This window comes from Burkholderia sp. YHN3-13 (assembly GCF_055810675.1).
Window position 1 is genome coordinate 269,423 of sequence record NZ_JBVVNQ010000009.1, and the last position, 24,664, is coordinate 294,086.

20 protein-coding genes are annotated in these 24,664 nt (G+C 68.1%); 15 read left to right on the forward strand and 5 right to left on the reverse strand.

Annotated features, from left to right (window positions below):
* Positions 1-39: 39 nt before the first annotated feature.
* The 5 genes from AC0KUR_RS21705 to AC0KUR_RS21725 all read left to right on the forward strand — a co-directional run bounded on the left by AC0KUR_RS21705 (position 40) and on the right by AC0KUR_RS21725 (position 6,128).
* Positions 40-339 carry a hypothetical protein gene (locus tag AC0KUR_RS21705; RefSeq protein WP_049028584.1) on the forward strand — a complete coding sequence of 100 codons (300 nt, stop codon included), beginning with the start codon at positions 40-42 and terminating at the stop codon, positions 337-339.
* A gap of 302 nt (positions 340-641) precedes the next feature.
* Positions 642-953 (forward strand): ATP-binding protein, encoded by a 312-nt coding sequence (locus AC0KUR_RS21710; RefSeq protein WP_034191672.1) that lies wholly within the window; start codon positions 642-644, stop codon positions 951-953.
* A gap of 203 nt (positions 954-1,156) precedes the next feature.
* Positions 1,157-2,038 carry a MipA/OmpV family protein gene (locus AC0KUR_RS21715; protein ID WP_473376410.1) on the forward strand — a complete coding sequence of 294 codons (882 nt, stop codon included), beginning with the start codon at positions 1,157-1,159 and terminating at the stop codon, positions 2,036-2,038.
* Between the two features lie 95 nt (positions 2,039-2,133).
* The gene (locus AC0KUR_RS21720) at positions 2,134-3,831 is read left to right on the forward strand and encodes a VRR-NUC domain-containing protein (protein ID WP_301740893.1); all 1,698 of its coding nucleotides are present in this window, start codon (positions 2,134-2,136) and stop codon (positions 3,829-3,831) included.
* On the forward strand, positions 3,828-6,128 hold the full coding sequence (locus AC0KUR_RS21725) for an ATP-dependent DNA helicase (protein ID WP_473376411.1): 2,301 nt from the start codon (positions 3,828-3,830) through the stop codon (positions 6,126-6,128). Before AC0KUR_RS21720 ends, AC0KUR_RS21725 begins: the two co-directional genes overlap by 4 nt.
* Before the next feature lie 24 nt (positions 6,129-6,152).
* Here AC0KUR_RS21725 and AC0KUR_RS21730 read toward each other — a convergent pair whose 3' ends face one another.
* Positions 6,153-6,923, reverse strand: coding sequence for an IclR family transcriptional regulator domain-containing protein (locus tag AC0KUR_RS21730; RefSeq protein ID WP_034191396.1), 771 nt, complete (start codon positions 6,921-6,923; stop codon positions 6,153-6,155).
* A gap of 115 nt (positions 6,924-7,038) precedes the next feature.
* Here AC0KUR_RS21730 and AC0KUR_RS21735 point away from each other — a divergent pair, with 115 nt between their 5' ends.
* Positions 7,039-7,653, forward strand: a complete 615-nt coding sequence (locus AC0KUR_RS21735; RefSeq protein ID WP_034191395.1) for a hypothetical protein — start codon at positions 7,039-7,041, stop codon at positions 7,651-7,653.
* A gap of 92 nt (positions 7,654-7,745) precedes the next feature.
* On the opposite strand, the gene AC0KUR_RS21740 is transcribed toward AC0KUR_RS21735, so the two are convergent.
* A complete protein-coding gene (locus AC0KUR_RS21740) occupies positions 7,746-9,047 on the reverse strand; it encodes a UDP-N-acetylglucosamine 1-carboxyvinyltransferase (protein WP_034191394.1) in 1,302 nt (433 codons plus the stop codon).
* Positions 9,048-9,249: 202 nt separating this feature from the next.
* On the reverse strand, positions 9,250-10,557 hold the full coding sequence (gene shiA, locus AC0KUR_RS21745; RefSeq protein WP_049028589.1) for a shikimate transporter: 1,308 nt from the start codon (positions 10,555-10,557) through the stop codon (positions 9,250-9,252).
* A gap of 356 nt (positions 10,558-10,913) precedes the next feature.
* Between shiA and AC0KUR_RS21750 the strand changes: the two genes are divergently transcribed.
* Positions 10,914-12,041, forward strand: a complete 1,128-nt coding sequence (locus tag AC0KUR_RS21750) for a 4-hydroxyphenylpyruvate dioxygenase family protein (protein ID WP_034191392.1) — start codon at positions 10,914-10,916, stop codon at positions 12,039-12,041.
* A 263-nt stretch (positions 12,042-12,304) separates the two neighbouring features.
* Here the strand turns inward: AC0KUR_RS21750 and AC0KUR_RS21755 are convergent, their stop codons facing one another.
* Positions 12,305-12,970 carry a cation diffusion facilitator family transporter gene (locus tag AC0KUR_RS21755; protein WP_175027505.1) on the reverse strand — a complete coding sequence of 222 codons (666 nt, stop codon included), beginning with the start codon at positions 12,968-12,970 and terminating at the stop codon, positions 12,305-12,307.
* 372 nt (positions 12,971-13,342) lie between these two features.
* Between AC0KUR_RS21755 and AC0KUR_RS21760 the strand changes: the two genes are divergently transcribed.
* Positions 13,343-14,362 carry a DNA-binding protein gene (locus AC0KUR_RS21760; RefSeq protein ID WP_473376412.1) on the forward strand — a complete coding sequence of 340 codons (1,020 nt, stop codon included), beginning with the start codon at positions 13,343-13,345 and terminating at the stop codon, positions 14,360-14,362.
* A gap of 111 nt (positions 14,363-14,473) precedes the next feature.
* On the opposite strand, the gene AC0KUR_RS21765 is transcribed toward AC0KUR_RS21760, so the two are convergent.
* Entirely contained in the window at positions 14,474-16,045 is a 1,572-nt protein-coding gene (locus AC0KUR_RS21765) for a hypothetical protein (RefSeq protein WP_473376413.1), read from the reverse strand.
* Between the two features lie 300 nt (positions 16,046-16,345).
* Between AC0KUR_RS21765 and AC0KUR_RS21770 the strand changes: the two genes are divergently transcribed.
* The 7 genes from AC0KUR_RS21770 to AC0KUR_RS21800 all read left to right on the forward strand — a co-directional run bounded on the left by AC0KUR_RS21770 (position 16,346) and on the right by AC0KUR_RS21800 (position 24,360).
* Positions 16,346-16,966, forward strand: coding sequence for a TetR/AcrR family transcriptional regulator (locus tag AC0KUR_RS21770; protein ID WP_034191388.1), 621 nt, complete (start codon positions 16,346-16,348; stop codon positions 16,964-16,966).
* A 222-nt stretch (positions 16,967-17,188) separates the two neighbouring features.
* Entirely contained in the window at positions 17,189-18,247 is a 1,059-nt protein-coding gene (locus AC0KUR_RS21775) for an NADP-dependent oxidoreductase (protein WP_059556529.1), read from the forward strand.
* Positions 18,248-18,340: 93 nt separating this feature from the next.
* Positions 18,341-18,640 carry a putative quinol monooxygenase gene (locus tag AC0KUR_RS21780; RefSeq protein ID WP_034191386.1) on the forward strand — a complete coding sequence of 100 codons (300 nt, stop codon included), beginning with the start codon at positions 18,341-18,343 and terminating at the stop codon, positions 18,638-18,640.
* A 134-nt stretch (positions 18,641-18,774) separates the two neighbouring features.
* Entirely contained in the window at positions 18,775-19,230 is a 456-nt protein-coding gene (locus tag AC0KUR_RS21785) for a (2Fe-2S)-binding protein (protein ID WP_021162722.1), read from the forward strand.
* Position 19,231: 1 nt separating this feature from the next.
* Positions 19,232-21,451 carry a xanthine dehydrogenase family protein molybdopterin-binding subunit gene (locus tag AC0KUR_RS21790; RefSeq protein WP_124609847.1) on the forward strand — a complete coding sequence of 740 codons (2,220 nt, stop codon included), beginning with the start codon at positions 19,232-19,234 and terminating at the stop codon, positions 21,449-21,451.
* A gap of 14 nt (positions 21,452-21,465) precedes the next feature.
* Entirely contained in the window at positions 21,466-22,764 is a 1,299-nt protein-coding gene (locus tag AC0KUR_RS21795) for a c-type cytochrome (RefSeq protein WP_034191384.1), read from the forward strand.
* 150 nt (positions 22,765-22,914) lie between these two features.
* Positions 22,915-24,360 carry an NAD-dependent succinate-semialdehyde dehydrogenase gene (locus tag AC0KUR_RS21800; protein WP_034191383.1) on the forward strand — a complete coding sequence of 482 codons (1,446 nt, stop codon included), beginning with the start codon at positions 22,915-22,917 and terminating at the stop codon, positions 24,358-24,360.
* Positions 24,361-24,664: the final 304 nt, after the last annotated feature.

A 24,664-nucleotide genomic window follows, 5' to 3' on the forward strand; every position in this document is an offset into this window, starting at 1 on the left:
TGAGCCGCGTGCCGTCCGCATGGACAAGAGGACATCGTGATGAATGCAACCAGGGAAAGGATACGTTACGACGCGAACGTCTGCGGCGGCGATTTCGCCAGCGTGCGCGCGCGATTCGCCGCGTGGAAGCGCGAATCGCTGGTCTATCGGCCCGAGCGGCGGATGTTCGACGGCAAGGACGAGGTACGCGAACTGAACGACACCGTCTACGACGGCCCCGAGCGTGCGCAGCGGGCGCTCGTCGCGCATTGCGCGCCGTCCGATCCGTTCGCGCTCGCGGTTCGGCTGAACGCGGAGGGGCGCATGATGTGGCTGGTGATGGCGGCCTATGACGACTGAGCGGCCGCATGCATGACGGGTAAGAGCGGGCACGCCGCTTGCGCGCTCGCGGCGCCATCGAGAGGCGCGCGCCGTCGCGCAGGAGAAACATGAAGACGCCATCCACGCTGCACCGCCCCGAACCGACGACCCCCGACGTCGACCCGCATCCGGTACCGCCCGGACCCGATGATCCGGTCGACCCGCCCGTGCCCGACGGGCTGCCGCAGGGCGACCCGCCGTCGAACCCGCCGCCGATGCGGATGCCGGGCGGAAGCGGGGCGCCACAACCGGCCGCGCGAACACTGAAAAGGAGGACCGTCATGGACATTCACGTGCAATCACCCGACAAGCGCGCGATCGCTCAGGTGCTGGGCCGCTATTTCGAATCGCGTTCGCTGCGCTATCACATCGAGGAACTGCCGGGCGGCGTGCTGCAGATCGGCTTTCGCGCCAGCGGCCGCCCGGCCGCCGTCACCGTGTCGTTCGACGATGCCGCGTACGACGCTTATACGCACTGGGACGCCAGCCAGAAACAGCTGGCGCTCGGCCGGCTCGCCGACGGCTTCTCGCGAATGATGTCGTCGCGCAGCCCGGCCGCGCTGGCCGGCGACTATCACGTCGAGCGTTTCTGATTCCGCCGTCCAACACCGGCGCGTGCCGGAATCCGGCAAAGTGCCCGCGCACAACGGGCGCTTTGCGTCTGCGCGCGTGTCGCGTAGGATGTCCGTTAATTCAGCGCACGCTACGTTCGCGCAGCACGCTGCCGGCCGGTGCCGCCGACGACGCGCGATGCGCTTTCCCCCAGGTTCGTTTCGCGCAACCGACGGAGACCACCTTGGCCACAGTTGCTCGCCTGTTGCTGTCACCCGGCACCCGCCGGTTCGTATCCGGTCTTTCGGCATTCGCGGCGCTCGCCGCGTCCGGCGCCCGCGAAGCGTCGGCCCAGACGCCTTCGCCGCTCGGCGAATGGCAATACTCGGCGGGCGTGCCGCTCCAGAAACTGTTCGACCCGAACATTCCGACCTGGCAGGTCAGCCTCGGCGCCGCGATGACGCTGCAGCCCCGCTACGCGGGCTCGGATCGTTATCGCGTGATGGGCGGCCCGAACGTCGACATCCGCTACCGCGACCTGTTTTTCCTGTCGACGGGCGAAGGCCTCGGCGCGAACGTGCTGCGCGGGCCGAACTGGCGCGTGAGCCTGTCGGTCGGCTATGACCTCGGGCGCCGCTCGGCCGACGATCTCGGCCACCTGAACGGCCTCGACAACATCAATGCGGCGCCCGTGATGAAACTGGCGGCCGATTACGTGATCTCGAAGGATTTCCCGCTCGTGCTGCGTGCGGATGTCCGGCGCAGCATCGGCGGCTCGAACGGCTGGACCGGCGATTTCTCCGCGTACATGCCGATGCCGGGCAGCAACGAGAATTTCTTCTGGTTCGCGGGGCCGACCGTGTCGTTCGCCGACTCGCGCTACATGAACAGCTGGTTCGGCGTGAACGCGGGCGCCGCCGCGCGCTCCGGGCTGCCGGCCTATTCGTCGGGCGCGGGGATCAAGTCGGCCGGCGTCGGCGTGACGATGGTGTGGTTCGTGAACAAGCACTGGTTCGTCACGATGGACGGCGCGCTCGAGCAGCTCGTCGGCCGCGCGGCGCGCAGCCCGATCACGCAGCAGTCGACCAACGGCGTGTTCGACATGTCGGTGAATTACCAGTTCTGACCGCGCCGGGCCGCGGAGGGCCGATGCCGCACGCGGCATCGGCCGTCACATTTGATATGATTCCGACCTGTACAAACGTACAGTGATCGATCTCCGTGACGCCTGCTTCGCCGACGCCCCCGGCGTTTTACTACCTGACCAATTTCGAACGCGCGCTGGCCTGGCTCGGCGAGCGTTACGACGACCTGTTCGACGCGCACGAGCACACGTTCGTCCGGCAGTTCGCGACGCTGCCGCAGCCGTCGCGCGCGCTGCTCGTGCGGATGCTGATGCGCAGCGGGTCCGACTTCCGCGCGAGCAAGCTCGTGTACGACGAAATCGGCTGCACGCTCGACGCGGCCGCGCCGCTCGTCGCGCTCGGCTGGGTCGACCCGGCGCCCGCGCTCACGCTCGACGCGCTGTTCGCGCTGTCGACCAAGGCCGACCTGCTGCACATCTTCCCGTCGCTCGCGGCGCATGCGGGCGAGCGCAAGCCCGAATGGCTCGAACGGCTGCGGGCCACGTACGACGACACCGCGCAGCCGCTCGACGCGTGGTGCGCGCAGGCCGGCGACCGTGTGCTGCGCGTGACGGTCGGCGCATTGTGCGACCGGCTGCGGCTGATGTTCTTCGGCAATCTCCATCAGGACTGGAGCGAGTTCGTGCTCGCCGATCTCGGCGTGTTCCAGTACGAAAGCGTGCCGATCGCGCCGTCGTCGCGCGCGTTCCAGCAGCGCGGCGACGTCGACGCGTATCTCGCGCTTCAGACGTGCCGCGACGCGCTCGATGCGTGGCCCGACGACGTGCCGTTCGACGACCTGACGCGCGCGATCGATGCGGTCGGCTGCGCGCAGCCATGGCTCGCGACGCGTCGCGCGAAACTGCTGTTTGCGCTCGGGCAGACCTGCGAGCGGCGGGCCGACTGGGACGCCGCGCTCGATGCGTATGCGCGCAGCGCGTGGCCCGGCAGCCGCCACCGGCGCATCCGCGTGCTCGAGCGCTGCGGGCGCGACGCCGACGCGCTCGCGCTGGCGCTCGATGCGCGCGGCCGCTTCGAGAGCGACGAGGAACGCCAGCGCGTCGAGCGCATGCTGCCGCGTCTGCTGCGCCGCGCCGGCCAGCGCGTCGAACGTGCGGCAGCCGCGGCCGACGTGCCGCGCGAGACGCTCGTGCTCGCGCGTCCCGACGCGTTCGTCAGCGTCGAATTCGCGGTGCGCGATCATCTCGCGCAGCCGGCGGCGCCGGTCCATTACGTCGAAAACACGCTGATCAATTCGCTGTTCGGCCTGCTGTGCTGGGAGCCCGTGTTCGCGGCCGTGCCCGGTGCGTTCTTCCACCCGTTCCAGCGCGGCCCGGCCGACCTGCACGCGCCCGATTTCGCCGTGCGCCGGGCGGACGCATTCGACGCCTGTTTCGCGCAGCTCGATTCGGGCGCGTACCGCGACACGATCCGCCGGCATTTCGCGACGAAGGCGGGGTTGCAGTCGCCGTTCGTATTCTGGGGCGTGCTGACCGACGCGCTGCTCGAAGAGGCGCTCGCGTGCCTGCCACCCGAGCACCTGCGGCTGTGGTTCACGCGCCTGCTCGCGGATATCCGCAGCAACCGCTCGGGGCTGCCCGATCTGGTCCGCTTCTGGCCCGATGAGCGCCGTTACGAGCTGATCGAGGTGAAAGGCCCCGGCGACCGGTTGCAGGACAACCAGACGCGCTGGCTCGCCTACTGCGTCGCGCACGGCATGCCGGTGCGCGTCGTCGACGTGGCATGGGCCGGCGAGGGCGTGGCGCGCGCGGAAGCGGCGGGGCTGTCCGCATGAGCTACGTCGTCGCGGTGCGTGCGATGTGCGAGTTCACCGCGCGGCGCGGCGATCTCGACCTGCGCTTCACGCCCGCGCCGACCGCGCTCGAAGGCATCGCCGGCCACGGCGCGGTCACGTCGAAGCGCGGCGCGCGCTACGAAACCGAGATCGCGCTAACGGGCACGTGGGGCACGCTCACCGTGCGCGGCCGCGCGGACGGCTACGATCCCGTGGCGAACCGCATCGAGGAAATCAAGACCTATCGCGGCAGCTTAGACGCGATGCCGGCCAACCACCGCACGCTGCACTGGGCGCAGGCGAAGGTCTATGCGCACCTGATGTGCGACGCGCGCGGCCTGAAGGAAATCGACGTCGCGCTCGTGTATTTCGACATCGTGTCCGAGCGCGAGACCGTGCTGACCGAGACGCTCGATGCCGGCACGCTCGCCACGTTCTTCGCCGAGCAATGTGCATGCTTCGTCGGCTGGGCCGAGCGCGAAACGGCTCATCGCGCCGCACGCGACGCGGCGCTGCGTGCGCTGGCATTTCCGCACGGGCAGTTCCGCAGCGGCCAGCGCGAGCTGGCGGTCTCGGTCTATCGCGCGGCGCGCGACGCGCGCTGCCTGATGGCGCAGGCGCCGACCGGCATCGGCAAGACGCTCGGCACCGTGTTTCCCCTGCTGAAGGCGTGCGGCGAGGGCGAACTCGACCACGTATTCTTCCTGACCGCGAAAACGCCCGGCCGGGCGCTCGCGCTCGAAGCGGCGACGACGCTCGGCGCCGGCACGCGCGCGCTGCCGCTGCGCGTGCTGGAACTCGTCGCGCGCGACAAGGCGTGCGAGCATCCGGACAGCGCGTGCCATGGCGAATCGTGCCCGCTCGCGAAAGGCTTCTACGACCGGCTGCCGGCCGCGCGCGATGCGGCGATCGAGGCCGGGCTGCTCGATCGCGATACCGTGCACACGGCCGCGCGGGCTCACGACGTCTGTCCGTACTACCTGTCGCAGGAACTCGCGCGCTGGTCGGACATGGTGATCGGCGACTACAACTACTACTACGACGGCAGCGCGATGCTGCATACGCTCGCGCAGCAGAACCAGTGGCGCGTCGGCGTGCTCGTCGACGAAGCGCACAACCTGCTCGACCGCGCGCGCAGGATGTACAGCGCGTCGCTCGATCCGTTCGCGTTCGCGGCCGCCCGCGAAGCTGCGCCGGCGGCGCTGCGCAAGGCGTTCGACCGGCTCGCTCGTGCCTGGGGCACGGTCAATCGCGCGCAGACCGAGCGTTATGCCGCGTATCCGGACGTGCCGGGCCCGATCGTGTCGGCCGTGCAGAACCTCGTCGCGGCGATCGGCGAACACCTGACCGACGCGCCGCGCGCGAACGGCGATGCGCTGCTGCGATTTCATTTCGACGCGATCCAGTTCGGCGTACTCGCCGAAGCGTTCGACAGCGCATCGATCTTCGACGCGACGCTGCATGGCCAACCGATGCCGCGCCAGCCGGCGCTCGATGGTGTCGCCTCGGCGAGCCGGCGCCGCCGCGTCCAGTCGACGCTGTGCGTGCGCAACGTGATTCCGGCCGGCTTTCTGGCCGCGCGCTACGACACCGCACGCGCGACCGTGCTGTTCTCGGGCACGCTGAGCCCGTTCCATTTCTATCGCGACACGCTCGGGCTGCCGAGCGATACCGGCTGGCTCGACGTCGACGGGCCGTTCCGCGCCGAGCAGCTGACGGTGCGCGTCGCGAGTCACGTGTCGACGCGCTGGCGCGATCGCGACCGGTCGCTCGAACCGATCGCCGACCTGATCGCCGCGCAATACGCGACGCGGCCCGGCAACTACCTCGGTTTCCTCAGCAGCTTCGACTACCTCGGGCGCGTGGTCGCGCTGATGCAAACGCGCCATCCCGACGTGCCCGTATGGGCTCAGGCGCCCGGCATGGCCGAAAGCGAGCGCGACGCGTTTCTCGCGCGCTTCGACGCGGGCGGGCGCGGCGTCGGCTTCGCCGTGCTGGGCGGGGCGTTTTCGGAAGGCGTGGACCTGGTCGGCGAGCGGCTGATCGGCGCGTTCATCGCGACGCTCGGGCTGCCGCAGGTCAACGACATCAACGAGCAGATGCGGCGCACGATGGAGGCGCGTTTCGGCAACGGCTACGACTACATGTACCTGTATCCGGGCTTGCAGAAGGTCGTGCAGGCGGCCGGGCGCGTGATCCGCACCGAGCACGACGAAGGTGTCGTGCACCTGATCGACGACCGGTATCGCAGGCGCGAAGTACGCGACCTGCTGCCGCGATGGTGGCGGATCGGATGACGGAGCAGGTGGGGCTGCCCGCCGCTACAGCACGTTGAGCATCGCGAGTGCGGCTTCCTGCAGGTGCGGCAGCACGCGCCGCACGGCTGCGTCGGCCGTCTCCGCGCCGATCGGCATGTTCGTGCTCAGCGCGGCGACCACTTCGCCGTGACGGTTCTTCAGCGGCACCGCGATCCCGCGCACGCCGACCTGCAATTGCTGCTCGATCGCCGCGAAACCGGCGTCGCGCGCATGGTCCACCTGTTCGAGCAGCCGCGCCTTGTTGGTGATCGTATGCGGCGTGAACGGCGGCAGCTCGGTTTCGTCGAGCCACGCGCGCACGGCCTCGCGATCGGGGTGATGGGCGAGCAGCACGACCCCCGGCGACGTCAGCGGCGCCGGCACGCGTGCGCCGAGCACGAAGCCGGTCGTCATCACCCGCGACACGCCATTGCGCGCGATGAACACCAGTTCCCAGCCATCGAGCACGCTGACGTACGCCGATTCGTTCAGCGACGCGCTCAGTTGTTGCAGATAGGGCTGGACCGTGCGCGGCAGACGCGCCGAATCAAAGTACGACCAGCCGACCCGCAGCACGCGCGGCGTGAGGCCGTACAGCTTGCCGTCGGTGTACACGTAGCCGAGCGATTCGAGCGTCAGCAAGTAGCGCCGCGCGGCCGTGCGCGTGAGGCCCGTGCGGGCGGCGGCCTGCGTGGGCGTCATGCGTGCGTGCTGGCTGTCGAAGGCTTCGAGGATCATCAGGCCTTTTTCGAGGCCGGCAATCCAGTCGCGTCGGTCGAGCTCGGGCTTTTTCATCGGTGGATGGCGGAACGCGTGTGCGCGGTGAGCGCGCAGAATTGGGCGATTATCGCGCAGATCGACCGGGCTGGCGAAGCCGCGCTAGAATCGCCGCTCCGACTGGAACAGAACAATGAAAATCCGAGAATCCGCCCTGGCCGCGCTCGCCGCGGCCGTGCCGCTGCTTGCCGCGGCGAATCCCGCGACTGGCGACGCAACCCTCCCCAAACCGGCCGTCGACATCCGTGCGTGGCCCCGCATGGCGTCGCCGGCATTCGGCTGCTACGTCGAAACGACGTTCGGTTACCGCGACAAACGCTTCAATTGCGCGCTCAAGAAGTACCGGAACGCGGGCGACGCATGCAAGAACACGAAGGCGTACTACGAAGGCCCGGCGTTCCCCGACCGGCTTGCGGCCAGCGTGCATCCGCTCGCGACGAAGGTCGACCTGGACTGGGAGCATGGCAACCTGCAAATGGTCACGGTCACGCTGAAGGGAACGTGGAACGAAGCGGAGGTGCGCAAGGCATTCGGGCTGCCGCGTGCGGAGGGAAGCAAGCTGACCGAGGCGGAACTGCGGTCGCAGCCGGGCAATGTGATGGATACGAGCGTCCAGTATCCGTCGGCCGCGCTCGATGAACGCCTCGCGAAGCGGCCGAGCAACCCTGCACGCGGCACGACGGCCGTGATGCTCAATGGATTCGACCACATGGGCGCCGGCGACGCCGATTGCAGTGGCGGCGAGTAACGCGGGAAGGGGGCCTGGCAGAGGCCGGCGGCCGGTCAAAGCCGCCACGTGAACGCGGCGCCCGAATCGCGCGCGCCGCGTGCTTCAGCGCGTTACTCGCTGCTTGTCCACTCGACGTTCGCGCCGACCGACCGCAGGTTCTCGACGAAATGCGGATGCGCGCGGCGAATCGGCAGCGCGTTCATGATTTCCGAGCGGCCTTCGATGCTCGCGGCGACCATCAGCAGCGCGATCGCGACGCGGATGATGTACGGGCTCTCGACGCGTGCCGGCGTCAGTTGCAGCCCGCCGAACGTGATCAGCCGGTGCGGATCGGACAGCAGCACGTGCGCGCCGAACTTCGACAACTCGCCGGACCAGCCGAGCGCGCCGTCGTAGACCTTGTTCCAGAACATCGCGCTGCCTTCCGCCCGCACGCCGAGTGCGATGAAGATCGGCAGCAGGTCGACCGGCAGGTACGGCCACGGCGCGGCTTCGACCTTGGTCAGGATGTTCTGCGTGAACGGCCGGCGCACGCGCAGCGGGCCGTCGCGTTCCGCGCGCGACCAGCCGTCGCGGTGCGTGACGTTGACGCCGAACTTCGCGAACGTGCGATCGATCAGCGGGAAATGCTCGGGCGACGAGTTGCGCACCGTGATGTCGCCGCCGGTGATCGCGCCGAGCGCGAGGAACGTCGCGATCTCGTGGAAATCCTCGGCGAAGCGGAACTCGCCGCCGCCGAGCTTGCCGCCGCCCGTCACGCACAGCCGCGACGTGCCGATGCCCTCGATCGAGACGCCGATCATCGCGAGGAACTGGCAGAACTCCTGCACGTGCGGCTCGGACGCCGCGTTCATCAGCGTTGACGTGCCGCTCGCGGCCGTCGCGCACAGCGCGAAGTTCTCGGTGGTCGTCACCGACGCGTAGTCGAACCAGTGATCGTTGGCCGTCAGCGGGCCGTCGGTGCGAACGATCAGCGAATCGGGCGTGCGCTCGATGTGCGCGCCGAAGCGCTCGAATACCTCGACGTGCGGGTCGATCTCGCGCACGCCGAGCGTGCAGCCCTTCACGTCGTTCTCGAGGCGCGCGACGCCGAAGCGCGCGAGCAGCGGCGGAATCAGCATGATCGACGAGCGCATCGCCTCGGGCAGCCGGTGGACGGCCGGATCGAACCTGGTGTTGCGATGGTGGAGTTCGAGCAGGCCGGTCGTGAAGTCGACCGACACGTCGCTGCCGAGCGTGCGGAAGATGTCGAGGATCTTGCGCACGTCGGTGATGTCCGGCACGCCGACGAGGCGCAACGGCTGATCGGTCAACAGGGTGGCGCACAGAATCGGCAGGACGGCGTTCTTGTTCGCGGACGGCTTGATGTCCCCGCGCAGCGGAGTGCCGCCGTGGACGATGAGATTCGACATGATATGGGGGCGTATCGGTGACTGACGTAGGCCCATATGATGCCATTGGTCGGCCGGTGGCGTGGAATGTTCAGAGGGGAAAAGGGGGAATCGGGCGCGCGATTGACGGTGTTTGACGTTGGCCCGCGATACGGCGGTCGATTGCCCGCCGACGCACGAAAAATGGCCGGCAGCGAGTCGGGCCGGCCACGCACTCATTCCCTCACCCCGCCGCGCGCATTCGCGCGGCGACCACCAGCGAGATCAGGCAGCCCACCGCGAGATAGCCTGCGACCAGGTGCCACGAACCGCCGGCCAGGCTGACGAGGCCGACCGCGATGAACGGCGTGAACCCGCCGCCGACGACGCTCGCGAACTGGTAGCCGACACCCGCGCCGCTATAGCGGTACTCGGCGCCGAACAACTCGGTGAACAGCGGCTGCTGGACGCTTACGACCATGTCGTGCGCGGCGTTCGCCAACAGGATCGAGAAGATCACGATCCAGGCGATCGACCGCGCCTCCAGCGCGACGAAGAACGGCACCGCGGACGCGAGCCCGATCAGCGCGCCGATCAGGTAGATCCGGCGCAGGCCGTAACGGTCCGCCAGCCACGCGAAGCACGGGATCGTCACGCAGCTCACCGCGCCGACCAGCAGGCCGATGTTCAGGAACAGGTCGCGCGACATGCCGAGGTTCGTCGTCGAATAGCTGAGCGCGAACGCGGTGACGATATACATCGTGAACAGTTCGGCGAGCCGCAGCGCGATGATCAGCAGGAACGCCTTCGGATGGCGCGTCAGTGCTTCCAGCACCGGCAGGCGAAGCTTGCGATTGCCGTGCTCGACCTTCTCGACGAACTCCTGCGACTCGTCCATGTTCTTGCGGACCCACAGCCCGATCAGCACCAGCACGATGCTGAACACGAACGGCAGGCGCCAGCCCCACGACTTGAACGCGGCCTCGCCGAGCGTATGACTCAGGATCGACACGATGCCCGTTGCCAGCACGAGGCCGACACCGTAGCCGACCTGCACGCCGCTGCTGTAGAACGCCTTCTTTTGCTTGGGCGCGCTCTCGACGGCCATCAGCGCCGCGCCACCCCATTCGCCGCCGACCGCGAAACCCTGGATCGCGCGCATCAGCACCAGCAGCACGGGCGCCCACCAGCCGATCGTCGCGAATGTCGGCAGCAGGCCGATCGCGACCGTCGACAGCCCCATCAGCATCACGGTCAGCACCAGCATCCGCTTGCGCCCGAGCCGGTCGCCGTAGTGACCGAACACGACGCCGCCGAGCGGCCGGAACAGGAAGCCGACGCCGAACGTCGCAAACGCCGCGAGCGTGCCCATCGTCGGACTGACTTTCGGGAAGAACTCGGAATTGAATACCAGCGCGGCGACGATCCCGTACAGCAGGAAGTCGTACCAGTCGACGACGGCGCCGACGAAGCTGCCGATCGCGGCCTTGCGGGCCTGGTTGCGGGCTCGGGCGCCGGCCGCGGCGTCGAGGGTGTCGAAGGTTGGGGTCATGGCGGTGTCTCCTGGCACGGCGCATCGTGGAATCGTGGCGGCGCCGCGTTCAATGCTGCATTGAAGTCGATGGGTGAACGGAGAATAGGGTGCGCGCCGCATGGCGGCAATTGGCCAAACGGACGAAATGCGCGATTATCGTTCAAATTCGTGCGATTATCGAACGCTTTTCGGGTTTGCACTAGGCGTCGTGACGATATCCCGTTCGGCCAGGGTGTGCCGTCGTGAACGATCTGGTTAAAATCTGCAGCATCGACAATTCGCCCGTTCGGCGCGGATGCGTGGTCCACCATCAGCCGCGCACGCCGCACGCGACGGGCGCCATCCCCATCGACCGCATGCCCCCGGAGACTGGAATGCCCGGCAATTCCCACCCCCTGCCCAGCGATACGCCGCCCGTTGCCGATCCGGCCGCCAATCCGCTCGGAATGGCCGGCCTCGAATTCGTCGAATTCGCTGCGCCCGTGCCGGAGGCGCTCGCGCAGCGCTTCGAGCAGCTCGGGTTCAAGGCGATTGCACGCCACGTCAGCAAGAACGTCACGCTGTACCGGCAGGGGCAGATGCACTTCCTGATCAATGCCGAGCCCGATTCGTTCGCCGCGCGCTATGCGGAGGAATACGGGATGGGCGTCTGCGCGATCGGGTTGCGGGTGGCGAGCGCCCGGCGCGCGTTCGAACGCGCGATCGAGCTCGGCGCGTGGGCGTTCGAGGGTGAAAAGGTCGGCGTGGGCGAGCTGAAGATCCCGGCGATCCAGGGCATCGGCGATTCGCACCTGTATTTCGTCGACCGCTGGCGCGGGCGGGGCGGCCAGCGCGGCGGCGTCGGCGACATCTCGATCTTCGACATCGATTTCCGGCCGATCGACATCGCCACCGCGCACACCGATCTCGACTGCGTCGGCGTCGGCCTGCAGCAGGTCGACCACTTCACGCAAACCGTCGGCGCCGGGCGCATGCGGGAGTGGCTGGATTTCTACCATGACCTGCTGCATTTTCGCGAGATCCACGAAATCGATGCCCACTGGCATGTGTCCGAGGAATCGCGTGTGATGGTGTCGCCGTGCGGCGCGGTGCGGATTCCGGTCTACGAGGAAGGCACGCGGCGCACCGAGCTGATGCACGCGTATCTGCCCGATCATCCGGGTGAGGGCGTGCAGCACGTCGCGCTGGCCACCGACGACATCCTGTCGTGCGTCGATGCGCTGCGTGCGAACGGCGTCGAATTCATCGAGCCGCCCGCGCGCTATTACGACGACGTCGATGCGCGGCTGCCGGGGCACGGCGTCGATCTCGATGCGCTGCGCCGCCGTGCGGTGCTGGTCGACGGCGAGATCGGCAGCGACGGCGTGCCGAAGCTGTTCTTCCAGACCTTCGTGAAGCGCCGGCCCGGTGAGATTTTCTTCGAGATCGTGCAGCGCCAGGGGCACCACGGGTTCGGCGAAGGAAACCTCGCGGCGCTCGCCCGCGCGCGCGCCGCCGGCTGAGCGGTCAGGCGCCGGAGCACACGGCGCGCACGCACCCGCGCGCGATCTTTTCGAAGGCGGGTGTCACGCGGCAGGCAACGCTCATGCGGATTCCGCTCGGAAGTGCGGTGCCGCTCGGGTAAGTGGCCGAGCCATCGGCATCGGGCGAGGGGTCGTGAATTGCGCGGTGGCGACGGCCTTCTGCAAAAGAGGCTCGCACCGTGCGAGCCTCTTCTTCATGCCGTGCCGCCGAGGGCATGTATCGGACGTTCACCCCGCCGCGTTCACGATCCGCGCGTCGATCGATTCGCCCACCCGGCGAGCGCCGGCCATTGCGCGCAGCCGCGCCGGACGAACCCGGCGCCCGTGCGGATCACGAGCGCGCCGATCGCGAGCGCGGCCACGTCGTCAAGGCGGGCGAAGCCGACCAGCGCCGCGCTCATCGCGAGCGCCGCCAGCAACGACGACAGCGCATCGGTACGCACATGCCAGCCGGTTGCCTCGAGCAGCGCGGAACCGGTCTCGCGCGCCTTGCGCAGCATCCAGTGCGACAACGCGGCCTTGCCGACGAGCGTGACGGCAACGAGCGCGAGCGTCGCCGCACCCGGCTGCACGACGGGCGGCGCATCGAACCGGTTCATCGCCTGCCAGATCATCTGCGCGCCGGTCGCGACGAGCAGCGCGCCGAGGCCCGCGAGCGCGAGCGGTTCGTAGGTCGGACGCCGCTCCGGCGGCAGGCGTGCGTCGAGCCGGCATGCGACGAGGATCAGCGCATCGGCCGCGAGGTCGATCGCGGCATGCGCGACATCCGCGAGCAGCCCCGACGAATGCGCGGACCACGCCGCGGCCGTCTCGGCGGCGAGCAGCATCAGGTTGATCGCGAGGCTGACGGCGAGGGCGCGCGACGTGGCCGCATAAAGGTGGGGCGTGGCGCGAGACGTGCGCTGCATGGCGGATTCGTCTGTCGATAGCGTGGGTCAGCCCCGAACGCTACCGGTCGACGGTGGCAGATCCATGACAGTCGATGCGGCATCAGCGGTCTGCACTGCGCGCGCATCGGCCGGGCTCCGCGATCTTCGGTTTTTCAGTTGACACCGCAAGGCAGGGGCGGCCGGCTTTCCAGCGCAGCTGTAGCAGCGTGTTTGCCATGCAGCCTGGGGCGAGGCGAAAGCGAGGCAGTCGATCATGTGCCGCGATATCGACAGGAGAGCGACGCCCATTAAATTCAACATTATAGAAATAATGTCAAATTAAAGTCCGTGATTGATTGATATTTAACGGTTTACGTTATATTATTTACAAAATTCCCGCCGAACATCGCCATGTCCGACCTCGCTGCCGACGAACCACGCTTGACCGCCGAAATCGAGCGCCTCAAGGCCGACTTCCCGAAAACCCGCGAGCTCTACCGCGAAGCCTGCGCGCTGCTGTTCTTCCGCTTCGGCATCACGCCTACGGCAAACCGCCTGTATCAGCTCGTCCGCAAGGGCAGCATGAGCACGCCGACGGCCGTCCTCGGCGAGTTCTGGGCCGAGCTGCGGGAGAAGAGCCGCGTGCGCATCGAGCATCCCGATTTGCCGGCCGATCTGCAGGCGGCAGCCGGCGAGCTGGTCGCCGCACTCTGGAGCCGGTCGAGCACCGATGCCGCTGCCGCGCTCGATGCGCTGCGCGCGGAAGTCGAAGCAGAGCGCGCCGCGGCGAAAGCGGAGGTCACGACGCTGCAGGCCGAGCTGACCCGCACCGAAACCGCGCTGGAGCAACGCACGGCTGCGTTGCTGGCTGCGCAGGTACGCATTCAGGAACTGGAGCAGGCGAGGGCGGCCGACGAAGCCTCGCGGCAAGCGCTGCAAGCGGATATCGAACGCCTGAAGGCCGACAACACGGAAGCCGACCGCGCACTCGCGCAGGCACGTGCGGATTTCACGACCCAGCTCGACCGGTTGCGCGACGACGCGGGCCGCGCCGAGGAACGCCTGCGCGCGTCGGAAAAACGGGCGCTTCAGGAGATCGATCGCGAGCGGCTCGCGGCCGGGCGATTGCAAAAGGAACTCGACGCGACCGCATCGCGCATGGAACAACGCGATGCGCGGCACCGAAAGGACATCGCCGACCTGCAGACGCAACTCGGCGACGCGCTGCATCGTTGCGGCGTGCTTCAGGGGCAACTCGACGGCGCGCAGGCGACCGATGCGGCACGCGTCAAGGAACTGGATACGTTGCGGCGCGAGATGGCGGTACTCGCCCGCCGGGCGCCGCTGCGCGGCGTCAAGACGGCACCTGCCGCGCAGCGGGAAGAGCGGAAGACCCGCACGAGAAAGCGCACCGGCGAAGCGGCGGGTTGACCGCCTACCCGCGAGCATGTGCCGACCGATTTCGACGCACGCCTCGAGCGCCGGCCCGCCCCGACGCAACGCAACGCATTCGAACGCGAAACAGCTCGCTCCCGACTCCGCTCAACTCGTCACATACCGAGACGGCAACGGCGGCGCATCGGCCGGAATCGTCACGAGCGACGTATTCAGCCAGCCCTGCGGCGTACCGTTCGACTGCGCATAGGCGCCGACGTACGGCATCATCCGCGTCGTCTGGTAGACCTGCGGCGTCCAGCCGGCCGGCGCGAGGAAGATCGACGTCGCGCGCTTCTCGCTGTACGCGGACGCGCCGTACGTCGAGATGTTCCACAGCGTCTGCTGATACGTCGCGTAGTCGGCGTTGTGACGTGAGCCGCCGGCCTGCCATCCTTCGAGCTGGATGAACGTGTTGTACGTACCGGCACCCGCGAGCAGGTTGTTCACGGTGCGCCCGTACAGGAACGACAGGATCAGCCCGCAGTTCACCGGCGCGAAATCGTTGCCGACGCTCAGGTAGTAACGGCCCGTCGTGTTCACGACCGACGCATAGTGCGAATTGCCGATATCCGTCGACGTCGTCAGCCCGCTCGCGCCCATGAAGCTGTCGAACGCCTGCATCGTGACGCCCGCCGGCAGATCGCTCGTCGCACTGATCGCGACGAGGTGCGAACCGGCCGCCAGCAGTGTCAGGAACGCGGACAACGTCGCCGCGACCCAGTTGCCCTGCGCGTCGACGAACGGAAACGCGCGATAGCCCGTCAGCGAGAAAACCGCCGGATCCGTGCCGGCCTCCCACGCGATCTGCGGCACCCACATCGTCAGCGGGCCGGCGTTCGATGCGCTCGACACGTACTGCTTCAGCGCATCGACGAGCTGTGCATCGGCGCCGGGCAGCACGGTGTACGACGCGCCTTTCTGCCAGCGCTGCACCCATTGCGCGACGAAGCCCGCGAGCTGGCCGCCGGTGAAGTCGGCAGGCGGCACATAGCCGAGCGGCCCGGTGCCCTGGTACGCAGACTGGATGGCCGCGGCTGTGCGCACGCCGCTGCCGAACATGCTGTTCGCGAAATCCTGGCAGTTGTTGGACGGCGGCGTCGCGAGTTGCGCGAGCGGGACGACCCATGCGCCGTTCGCGGTCGCGACGCCGCGATACAAGGTGAGATTCGCGACCGAGTCGTGGCCGGGAAACGTCGCGGCGTCGGCGCCCGACACGTAGCCGGCCGACGGCGTGACGCCGACGGTGGTCGGCTGCGAGCCGAACGGATGCGTGTAGGCAATCGCGAACGACGCGTCGCCGCCGGCGAGGCTGAACGACCCCGTGCAATCGCCCCAGCTGTTCGATGCGCGGACGGCCGTCGATTGCCCGGTTGCGACCAACGCTTGCGATGCCTGCGGCGTCGAGCCGCTCTGGCTCGCCGCATTGCCGAACGCGAGCGACGTCGACGGGATCGCATTGGTGACGTTGATCGTGATCGAGCGGTCGGCGATGCCGTAGCTGCGCGCGGCCGGATTCGCGCCGCCGGTCGCGGCCAACGACGACGCGGATGTCGTGTTGCCGTCGCCGCCGCAAGCGGCCAGCGTGCCGACGAGCGGCGACAGGGTCAGCGCGGCGCCGCGCTGGATGAAGCGCCGGCGGGTCGGCGCGGGCGGGCGAGCGGGTTTCGAGGCGGTCATGGGGCGTTCCTGGTCACGGGTTCGAGAGGAGGCAACGACGGTCCGGCGCATTGCACACGTGTGCAATGCCGGCTGCTGTTGGGCCACCGCCGGCACTTGCGCCGCGCGTATTTAAGCGGGAGATCGATGAAACGCCTGCGACGAAACCGAGTCGCCCGTGTGACGCCGCGCACGCCGTGGCGGGGGGGGGGGAACGCCGCCGGGCATTGGGCGCGCGCCGGGGATCGGGTAAAGTGCCGCTCAACATGCCGGTTCGACGTCGCTAGACGACCGGTCTAATCGTTGCTACCATACGCCATCATGAATGCATCTTCAGGCGCGGAAGTTCGCCAGCACATCCTGAATATCGCGAAGCCGATCATGCTCCACAAGGGGTTTTCGGCGGTCGGTCTGAACGAGATTCTCGCTGCGGCGGGCATCCCGAAGGGCTCGTTCTACCATTACTTCGGCTCGAAAGAGGCATTCGGCGAAGCGCTGCTCGAATCGTATTTCGAAGGCTATCTCGCGCATCTCGACAACCTGCTCAAGCAGCAGGCCGGCACCGGCGCCGAGCGCCTGATGACGTACTGGGGCAACTGGCTGCACACGCAGTGCGCGGACGATCCGGAAGGCAAGTGCCTTGCGGTGAAACTCGGCGCGGAAGTGTCGGACCTGTCGGAGGCGATGCGTGCGGTGCTGCGACGCGGCACGAGCCAGATCATCGAACGGCTCGCGGGCGGCATCGAGGCCGGGCTGGCCGACGGCTCGCTGCGCGCGGTCGACGATCCGGCGTACACGGCCGCGATCCTGTACGAGCTGTGGCTGGGCGCGACGCTGCTGGAAAAGATTCACCGCAACCGCCAGCCGCTCGAAAGAGCGATGGTCGAAACGCGGCGCATGCTGAACCTGCCGCCGGCCGCGCAGGGCGGTGCGCCGTCGTAAGCCGGGCGCGCTTCCGCGCGCCTTGTTTTTGCCCTGATTCTAGACGACTGGTCTACTCAAATCCGCATGACGAATGCTTCACGCCGCGTTACGCTGTCCCGATTGTCCCAACCGCCCGTGTGCGCCCACGCCGGCGTGAACGCCGGCGCGCATCTTCTGCTGATCCACCCCTGATCCGATCGTGCTCACGAAGCACCTTCATTCCTGTCGACGGAGGCCCACATGCCGCAAAGCAAGACCACAAACCGCCAGATCATCCTGAATTCGCGCCCGGTCGGCGCCCCGACACCGGACAACTTCCGCGCCGAAACCGGCGACGTGCCGACGCCGGGCGCCGGCCAGGTGCTGCTGCGCACGATCTGGTTGTCGCTCGATCCGTACATGCGCGGCCGGATGAACGACACGCCGTCCTACGCGCCGCCTGCCGAGCTCGGTCAGCCGATGGTCGGCGGCACGGTCAGCCAAGTCGTAACGTCGAACCTGCCTGCCTTCCGCGAAGGCGATCTCGTCGTCGCCGGAGCCGGCTGGCAGGACTATGCGCTGTCGGACGGACGCGACCTGATCCCGCTCGGCCGCGATTTCGCGCATCCGTCGTTTGCCCTCGGCGTGCTCGGCATGCCGGGCTTCACCGCGTACACGGGGTTGCTGAAGATCGGTGAGCCGAAAGCCGGCGAGACGGTGGTCGTCGCGGCAGCGAGCGGCGCGGTCGGCGCAGTGGTCGGCCAGATCGCGAAGCTGAAGGGCTGCCGCGTGGTCGGCGTCGCGGGCGGCGCCGACAAGTGCGCGTACGTGACCGGCACGCTCGGCTTCGACGCATGCGTCGACCATCGCGATCCGGCGTTCGCCGCGAAGCTGAAGGACGCGTGCCCGAACGGCATCGACGTCTATTTCGAGAACGTGGGCGGCGCGGTGTTCGACGCGGTCTGGCCGCTGCTGAACGACCATGCGCGCGTGCCCGTCTGCGGGATCATTGCGCATTACAACGACACGGCATACGACGACAAGGCCGTGTCGACCGGCCGCGATCGCGTGCCGGCGCTGATGGGCACGATCCTGCGCAAGCGCATCCGGATGCAGGGTTTCATCATCCTCGATCACTATGCGACCGGCTATGCGCCATTCCTGAAGGACATGAGCGAGTGGGTCGCGCAGGGCAAGGTGAAGACGCGCGAGGACGTCGTTCCCGAGCTTGCCGACGCACCGGAAGCCCTGATCGGCTTGCTTGCCGGCAAGAATTTCGGCAAGGTCGTCGTGCGCGTCGGCCCGGACGAACTGGCTTGATCTCGCGGTACGACCACCCGCATGCGTTGCACGCTGGCGTCGCGCGCCGCCAGCTTGTGGCATGCTCGATTCCGTTTCCAAAGGAGTGACGACATGGCGCTTCACGTAATCGCTTCGCTGTTCGTGAAACCCGAACATGCGCAGGCCGCCGAGGCCGAACTGCGCAGCATGGTCGCGAAGACGCGTACCGAACCGGGCAACCGGCGCTACGACCTGTTCCGCGAACAGGACGGCTCGCCGAACCTGCACCTGTACGAGATCTACGACGACCAGGCCGCGTTCGACGCGCACCTCGCGAGCCCGTATTTCGGCGAATTCCGTGTGAAGTCGGCCGACTGGTTCACGGCGCCGCCGGTCATCAAGGTGCTGTCGGGCATCGACGTGGCCGAGTAACGATGCAGTACCCCCACGCGGCTCGCCCCCATCAGGGCCGCGCGGCATCCGTTGCGCACCACGCAGCGGACATGAAGAAAACACGGCGCAACGTCGTTCGCGCCGCTTCCCCAATACACCGGCCCGGAGGCTGAATGGTCACCCTCAACATCAACGGCGAAACCCGCACGGTCGACGCCCCCGACGACATGCCCTTGCTCTGGGTACTGCGCGACGTCGTCGGTCTGACCGGCACCAAGTTCGGCTGCGGAATCGCGCAATGCGGCGCGTGCACCGTGCATCTCGACGGCGTCGCCGCGCGTTCGTGCGTCCTGCCGGTCGCGGCCGTCGCGGGCCGCAAGATCACGACGATCGAAGCCGTCGGCGCGACGCCGGCCGGCCACAAGGTCCAGCAGGCATGGCGCGAGCTCGACGTCGTCCAGTGCGGCTACTGCCAGTCGGGGCAGGTGATGGCGGCCACCGCGCTGATCGCGTCGAACCCCAACCCGAGCGACGCCGACATCGACGCGGCTATGGCCGGCAATATCTGCCGCTGCGGCACGTACAACCGGATTCGCGCGGCCGTGAAGCAAGCCGCGAAGGAGGCCTGACATGTCGCGAGGATTGATCGAAGCAGGTCGGGCCGGCGCGGGCGTGTCGCGCCGTTCGTTCCTCAAACTCGGCATGTCGCTTGGCGCGGCGGCCGGCGGCGGATTGCTGCTCGGCTTCAGCCTGCCGGCGGCGGGCGACGATGCGCGGCGCTCGGTGATCGGCGGTGACGCGGCCGAACCGGCGCAGCCCGGCGTGTTCGCGCCGAACGCGTTCGTGCAGATCGACCGTGCCGGCAAGGTCACGCTGGTGATGCCGAAAGTCGAGATGGGGCAGGGTGTCTATACGGCGCTGCCGATGCTGATCGCCGAGGAGCTCGAAGTGCCGCTGTCGAACGTGACGCTCGACCACGCGCCGCCGAACGAGAAACTGTTCATGGATCCACTGCTCGGCGGCCAGCTCACCGGCGGCTCGACGTCGGTGCGCTACGCGTGGGAACCGATGCGTCGCGCGGGCGCCACCGCGCGCACGCTGCTGGTCTCGGCGGCCGCGAAACAATGGAACGTCGATCCGGCCACCTGCCGCGCGGCGAACGGCGAAGTGCAGCATCCGCCCAGCGGCCGGCGCGCATCGTACGGCCAGTTGGCCGACGCCGCGGCGAAACTGCCGGTGCCGAAGGACGTCGTCCTGAAGAAGCCCGAGGATTTCAAGCTGATCGGCACGCCCGCGAAGCGCCTCGACTCGCCGGAGAAGGTCGACGGCACCGCGCAGTTCGGGCTCGACGTGCGCCTGCCCGGCATGCTGTACGCGGTGATCGTGAACAGCCCGGTATTCGGCGGCACGGTCGCGAGCGTCGACGATACGGCCGCGAAAAAGATTCCCGGCGTGCGCCAGGTCGTGCGCGTCGACAACGCGGTCGCGGTGGTCGGCGATCACACGTGGGCCGCGAAGCGCGGCGCATCGGCACTCGTCGTGAAGTGGAACGAGGGCGCGGGCGCGAAGGTGTCGACCAAGGATCTGTTCGCGGATCTCGCGCAGGCGGCGGCGAACGGCAAGGGCGCGGTCGCACGCAAGGAAGGGGACGTCGGCAAGGCATTCGCGAACGCGAAGACGCGTGTCGACGCCGTCTACGAACAGCCGTTGCTCGCGCACGCGACGATGGAGCCGGTGAACTGCACGGTGCACGTGCGCGGCGACGGCTGCGAGATCTGGGTCGGCACGCAGGTGCCGACGCGCGCGGTCGACACGGCGCAGCAACTCACGGGCCTGTCGCCCGACAAGATCGTCGTGCACAACCATCTGCTCGGCGGCGGCTTCGGGCGTCGGCTCGAGACCGACATGATCGGCCAGGCCGTGAAGGTCGGCAAGCAGGTCAACGCGCCGGTGAAGGTGATCTGGACGCGCGAGGAAGACGTTCAGCACGACATGTACCGGCCGTGCTACTACGACAAGATTTCGGCCGGCCTCGACGCGAACGGCAAGCCCGTCGCATGGCAGCACCGGATCGTCGGTTCGTCGATCATGGCACGCTTCGCGCCGCCCGCATTCCAGAACGGCGTCGATCCCGACGCGGTCGAGGTCGCGGCCGAACTGCCGTACGACCTGCCGAACCAGCTCGTCGACTACGTGCGCCAGGAGCCGCGCCACGTGCCGACCGCGTTCTGGCGCGGCGTCGGGCCGACCCGGGGCACGTTCGTCGTCGAGAGCTTCATCGACGAACTCGCCGCGCAGACCAAGACCGACCCCGTGCAATATCGCCGCGCGCTGCTCGACAAGACGCCGCGCGCACGCAACGTGCTCGACGTCGCGACGAAGGCGGCCGGCTGGGGCGCGTCGTTGCCGAAGGGGCAGGGGCGGGGCGTGTCGGTGATGCACGCGTTCGGCAGCTTCTTCTCGATCGTCATCGACGTCGCGGTGGACGGCGGCGAGGTGCAGGTCAAGCGCGCCGTGTGCGCGGTCGATTGCGGGATGGTCGTCAATCCGAACACGATCGAGGCGCAGGTGCAGGGCGGCATCATCTTCGGGATCACGGGCGCGCTGTACGGCGAGATCACGATCGAGGACGGCCGCGTGATGCAGAGCAACTTTACCGACTACCGGATGATGCGGATCAACGAGACGCCGCCGATCGAGGTCCATCTGGTGAAGAGCGGCGAAGCGCCGGGCGGGATCGGCGAGCCGGGCACGGCGGCGACGGCGGCGGCGCTGTCGAACGCGATCTTCGCGGCGACCGGCACGCGGCTGCGCAAGCTGCCGGTCGGCAACCAGCTGAAGACGGCTTGAGGGAGGGGACGACCATGCGAAACCTCACCTTGAACACGCTCAGCGCATCGCTGCTTGCATTGTCCGCGCTGCTGGCCGGCACGACCGCGCATGCCGCGGAAACGGCACCGACCGACAGCGCGCTCGTCGCGCGCGGCGCCTATCTCGCGAAAGCCGGCGACTGCGTTGCGTGCCACACCGCGCCGCGCGGTACGCCGTTCGCGGGCGGCCTGAAGATGGTCACGCCGATGGGCGCGATCTACACGACCAACATCACGCCCGATCCGGAGACGGGCATTGGCGGCTATACGGAAGCCGAGTTCGCGGGCGCGCTGCGCAAGGGCGTCGCGAAGGACGGCCACAACCTGTATCCGGCGATGCCGTATCCGTCGTACGCGAAGCTGAAGGACGACGACGTGAAGGCGCTGTATGCGTACTTCATGCACGGCGTCGAGCCGGTCAAGCAGGCGAACCGTCCGTCCGACATTCCCTGGCCGCTCAACATGCGCTGGCCGCTCGCGCTGTGGAACATGGTGTTCCTCGACTCGACGCCTTATGCCGACAAGCCGGACAAGGACGCGATGTGGAACCGCGGCGCCTATCTCGTGCAGGGGCTCGGGCACTGCGGGTCGTGCCACACGCCGCGCGGTGTCGGCTTCCAGGAGAAGGCACTCGACGAACGCGGCACGGCGTTCCTGTCGGGTGCGTCGATCGACAACTGGTTCGCGTCGAACCTGACCGGCGAGCACAATACGGGGCTCGGCCGCTGGAACGAGGCCGAGGTCGCGCAGTTCCTGAAGACCGGCGCGAACCGTCACGCGACCGCATTCGGCTCGATGGTGAGCGTGATCAACCACAGCACGCAGGCGTTGACGGACGACGACCTGGCCGCGATGTCGCGCTACCTGAAATCGCTGCCGGCCGCAGGCGGCACCGGTGCGCCGCCGTACAGCTACGATCCGAAGGCGACGCAGGTGGCGCTGGGCCGGCCGGCAGCCGATCCGGGCGCGAAGGTGTATAACGCTTACTGCCTGCATTGCCACGGTGCGGACGGGCGCGGCTACGCGCCGCTGCTCGCGCCGCTCGCCGGCAATCCGAACGTGCTCGAGGCCGATGCATCGTCGCTGATCAACGTGACGCTGAACGGCAGCGACACGCTCGTGATCGGCGGTGTGCCGTCCGCCTATCCGATGCCGGCGTTCTCGAACCAGCTGAACGACCAGCAGATTGCCGACGTGCTGACGTTCATGCGCGCCGGCTGGAACAACGGCGCGCCGGCCGTGCAGGCGGCGGACGTCGCGAAACTCCGCAAGGCGACGGCGGCCGCGCACTGAGCGCGGCGCGATGCGGGACGACGGCGGGCCGCGCCTGTCGTCGACACCGCCGGGTGCGTGCCTGCCCCGGCGGCCTGGCTCTTTCTGTCAACCGGCGCGCGGCTGTTCGCGGCAGCGCGCCTTCAATCGACGCAATGTAGGGGTGTCTGGATGGCTAACGTGACTTATACGGATACGCAACTGCTGATCGACGGCGAGTGGGTCGACGCCGCGAGCGGCAAGACGATCGACGTCGTGAACCCGGCGACCGGCAAGCCGATCGGCAAGGTGGCCCACGCGGGCATCGCCGATCTCGACCGTGCGCTCGCCGCCGCGCAGCGCGGTTTCGAAACGTGGCGCAAGGTGCCCGCGCACGAGCGCGCGGCGACGATGCGCAAGGCCGCCGCACTCGTGCGCGAACGCGCCGACGCGATCGCGCAGCTGATGACGCAGGAGCAGGGCAAGCCGCTCACCGAAGCACGCGTCGAAGTGCTGTCGGCGGCCGACATCATCGAATGGTTCGCGGACGAAGGCCGCCGTGTGTACGGCCGGATCGTGCCGCCGCGCAACCTCGGCGCGCAGCAGACGGTCGTGAAGGAACCGGTCGGCCCGGTTGCCGCATTCACGCCGTGGAATTTCCCGGTCAACCAGGTCGTGCGCAAGCTGAGCGCGGCGCTCGCGACCGGCTGTTCGTTCCTCGTGAAGGCGCCGGAAGAAACCCCCGCGTCGCCGGCCGCGCTGTTGCGCGCGTTCGTCGACGCCGGCGTGCCGGCCGGCGTGATCGGCCTCGTGTACGGCGATCCGGCCGAAATCTCGTCGTACCTGATTCCGCATCCGGTGATCCGCAAGGTCACGTTCACCGGTTCGACGCCGGTCGGCAAGCAGCTTGCCTCGCTGGCCGGCCTGCACATGAAGCGCGCGACGATGGAGCTGGGCGGCCACGCACCGGTGATCGTCGCGGAAGACGCCGACGTCGCGCTCGCGGTGAAGGCCGCCGGCGGTGCGAAGTTCCGCAACGCAGGGCAGGTCTGCATTTCGCCCACGCGCTTCCTCGTGCACAACAGCATCCGTGACGAATTCACGCGTGCGCTGGTCAAGCATGCGGAAGGGCTGAAGGTCGGCAACGGTCTCGAGGAAGGCACGACGCTCGGTGCGCTCGCGAACCCGCGCCGCCTCACCGCGATGGCGTCGGTCGTCGACAACGCACGCAAGGTCGGTGCGCGCATCGAAACCGGCGGCGAGCGGATCGGCTCGGAAGGCAACTTCTTCGCGCCGACCGTGATCGCGGACGTGCCGCTCGAAGCGGACGTGTTCAACAACGAGCCGTTCGGCCCGGTCGCGGCGATTCGCGGCTTCGACAAGCTCGAGGACGCGATCGCCGAAGCGAACCGTCTGCCGTTCGGGCTGGCCGGCTATGCGTTCACGCGTTCGTTCGCGAACGTGCATCTGCTCACGCAGCGCCTGGAAGTCGGGATGCTGTGGATCAACCAGCCGGCAACGCCGTGGCCGGAAATGCCGTTCGGCGGCGTGAAGGATTCGGGCTATGGGTCGGAAGGCGGGCCGGAAGCGCTCGAGCCGTACCTCGTCACGAAGTCGGTCACGGTGATGGCCGTCTGACGCGTGTCGTGTGTGCCCGCTACGGCGGGCATTTTTTCAGGTTTCGCGTGTCACCGGGCGCATGCCATGCACGGCATGCGCCCGATAATTGCTTAAGCGCTTTGTCGGAAGGATTTATCACGATCGAAGATCGTCGGGACGTGCGGGAAAACGGGGTAGCCGTCATCCAATATTTGATTTTACATAACGTGAATTATCGACAGTTTGGATTGTAGTGGCTAGATTGAAATGTCCGCTTTTGGCTACATAGATGGAATGGTCGCCTCCCGCCTCAACGGGCCGTCCGGCGCCGCAATCTCGCGTC

Bases quoted from the DNA above. Each gene is read 5' to 3' on its own strand.
- AC0KUR_RS21705 (WP_049028584.1), top strand. From the start codon at position 40: ATGAATGCAACCAGGGAAAGGATACGTTACGACGCGAACGTCTGCGGC.
- AC0KUR_RS21710 (WP_034191672.1), top strand. From the start codon at position 642: ATGGACATTCACGTGCAATCACCCGACAAGCGCGCGATCGCTCAGGTG.
- AC0KUR_RS21725 (WP_473376411.1), top strand. From the start codon at position 3,828: ATGAGCTACGTCGTCGCGGTGCGTGCGATGTGCGAGTTCACCGCGCGG.
- AC0KUR_RS21730 (WP_034191396.1), bottom strand. From the start codon at position 6,923: ATGAAAAAGCCCGAGCTCGACCGACGCGACTGGATTGCCGGCCTCGAA.
- AC0KUR_RS21735 (WP_034191395.1), top strand. From the start codon at position 7,039: ATGAAAATCCGAGAATCCGCCCTGGCCGCGCTCGCCGCGGCCGTGCCG.
- AC0KUR_RS21740 (WP_034191394.1), bottom strand. From the start codon at position 9,047: ATGTCGAATCTCATCGTCCACGGCGGCACTCCGCTGCGCGGGGACATC.
- shiA (WP_049028589.1), bottom strand. From the start codon at position 10,557: ATGACCCCAACCTTCGACACCCTCGACGCCGCGGCCGGCGCCCGAGCC.
- AC0KUR_RS21750 (WP_034191392.1), top strand. From the start codon at position 10,914: ATGCCCGGCAATTCCCACCCCCTGCCCAGCGATACGCCGCCCGTTGCC.
- AC0KUR_RS21755 (WP_175027505.1), bottom strand. From the start codon at position 12,970: ATGCAGCGCACGTCTCGCGCCACGCCCCACCTTTATGCGGCCACGTCG.
- AC0KUR_RS21760 (WP_473376412.1), top strand. From the start codon at position 13,343: ATGTCCGACCTCGCTGCCGACGAACCACGCTTGACCGCCGAAATCGAG.
- AC0KUR_RS21765 (WP_473376413.1), bottom strand. From the start codon at position 16,045: ATGACCGCCTCGAAACCCGCTCGCCCGCCCGCGCCGACCCGCCGGCGC.
- AC0KUR_RS21770 (WP_034191388.1), top strand. From the start codon at position 16,346: ATGAATGCATCTTCAGGCGCGGAAGTTCGCCAGCACATCCTGAATATC.
- AC0KUR_RS21775 (WP_059556529.1), top strand. From the start codon at position 17,189: ATGCCGCAAAGCAAGACCACAAACCGCCAGATCATCCTGAATTCGCGC.
- AC0KUR_RS21780 (WP_034191386.1), top strand. From the start codon at position 18,341: ATGGCGCTTCACGTAATCGCTTCGCTGTTCGTGAAACCCGAACATGCG.
- AC0KUR_RS21785 (WP_021162722.1), top strand. From the start codon at position 18,775: ATGGTCACCCTCAACATCAACGGCGAAACCCGCACGGTCGACGCCCCC.
- AC0KUR_RS21790 (WP_124609847.1), top strand. From the start codon at position 19,232: ATGTCGCGAGGATTGATCGAAGCAGGTCGGGCCGGCGCGGGCGTGTCG.
- AC0KUR_RS21795 (WP_034191384.1), top strand. From the start codon at position 21,466: ATGCGAAACCTCACCTTGAACACGCTCAGCGCATCGCTGCTTGCATTG.
- AC0KUR_RS21800 (WP_034191383.1), top strand. From the start codon at position 22,915: ATGGCTAACGTGACTTATACGGATACGCAACTGCTGATCGACGGCGAG.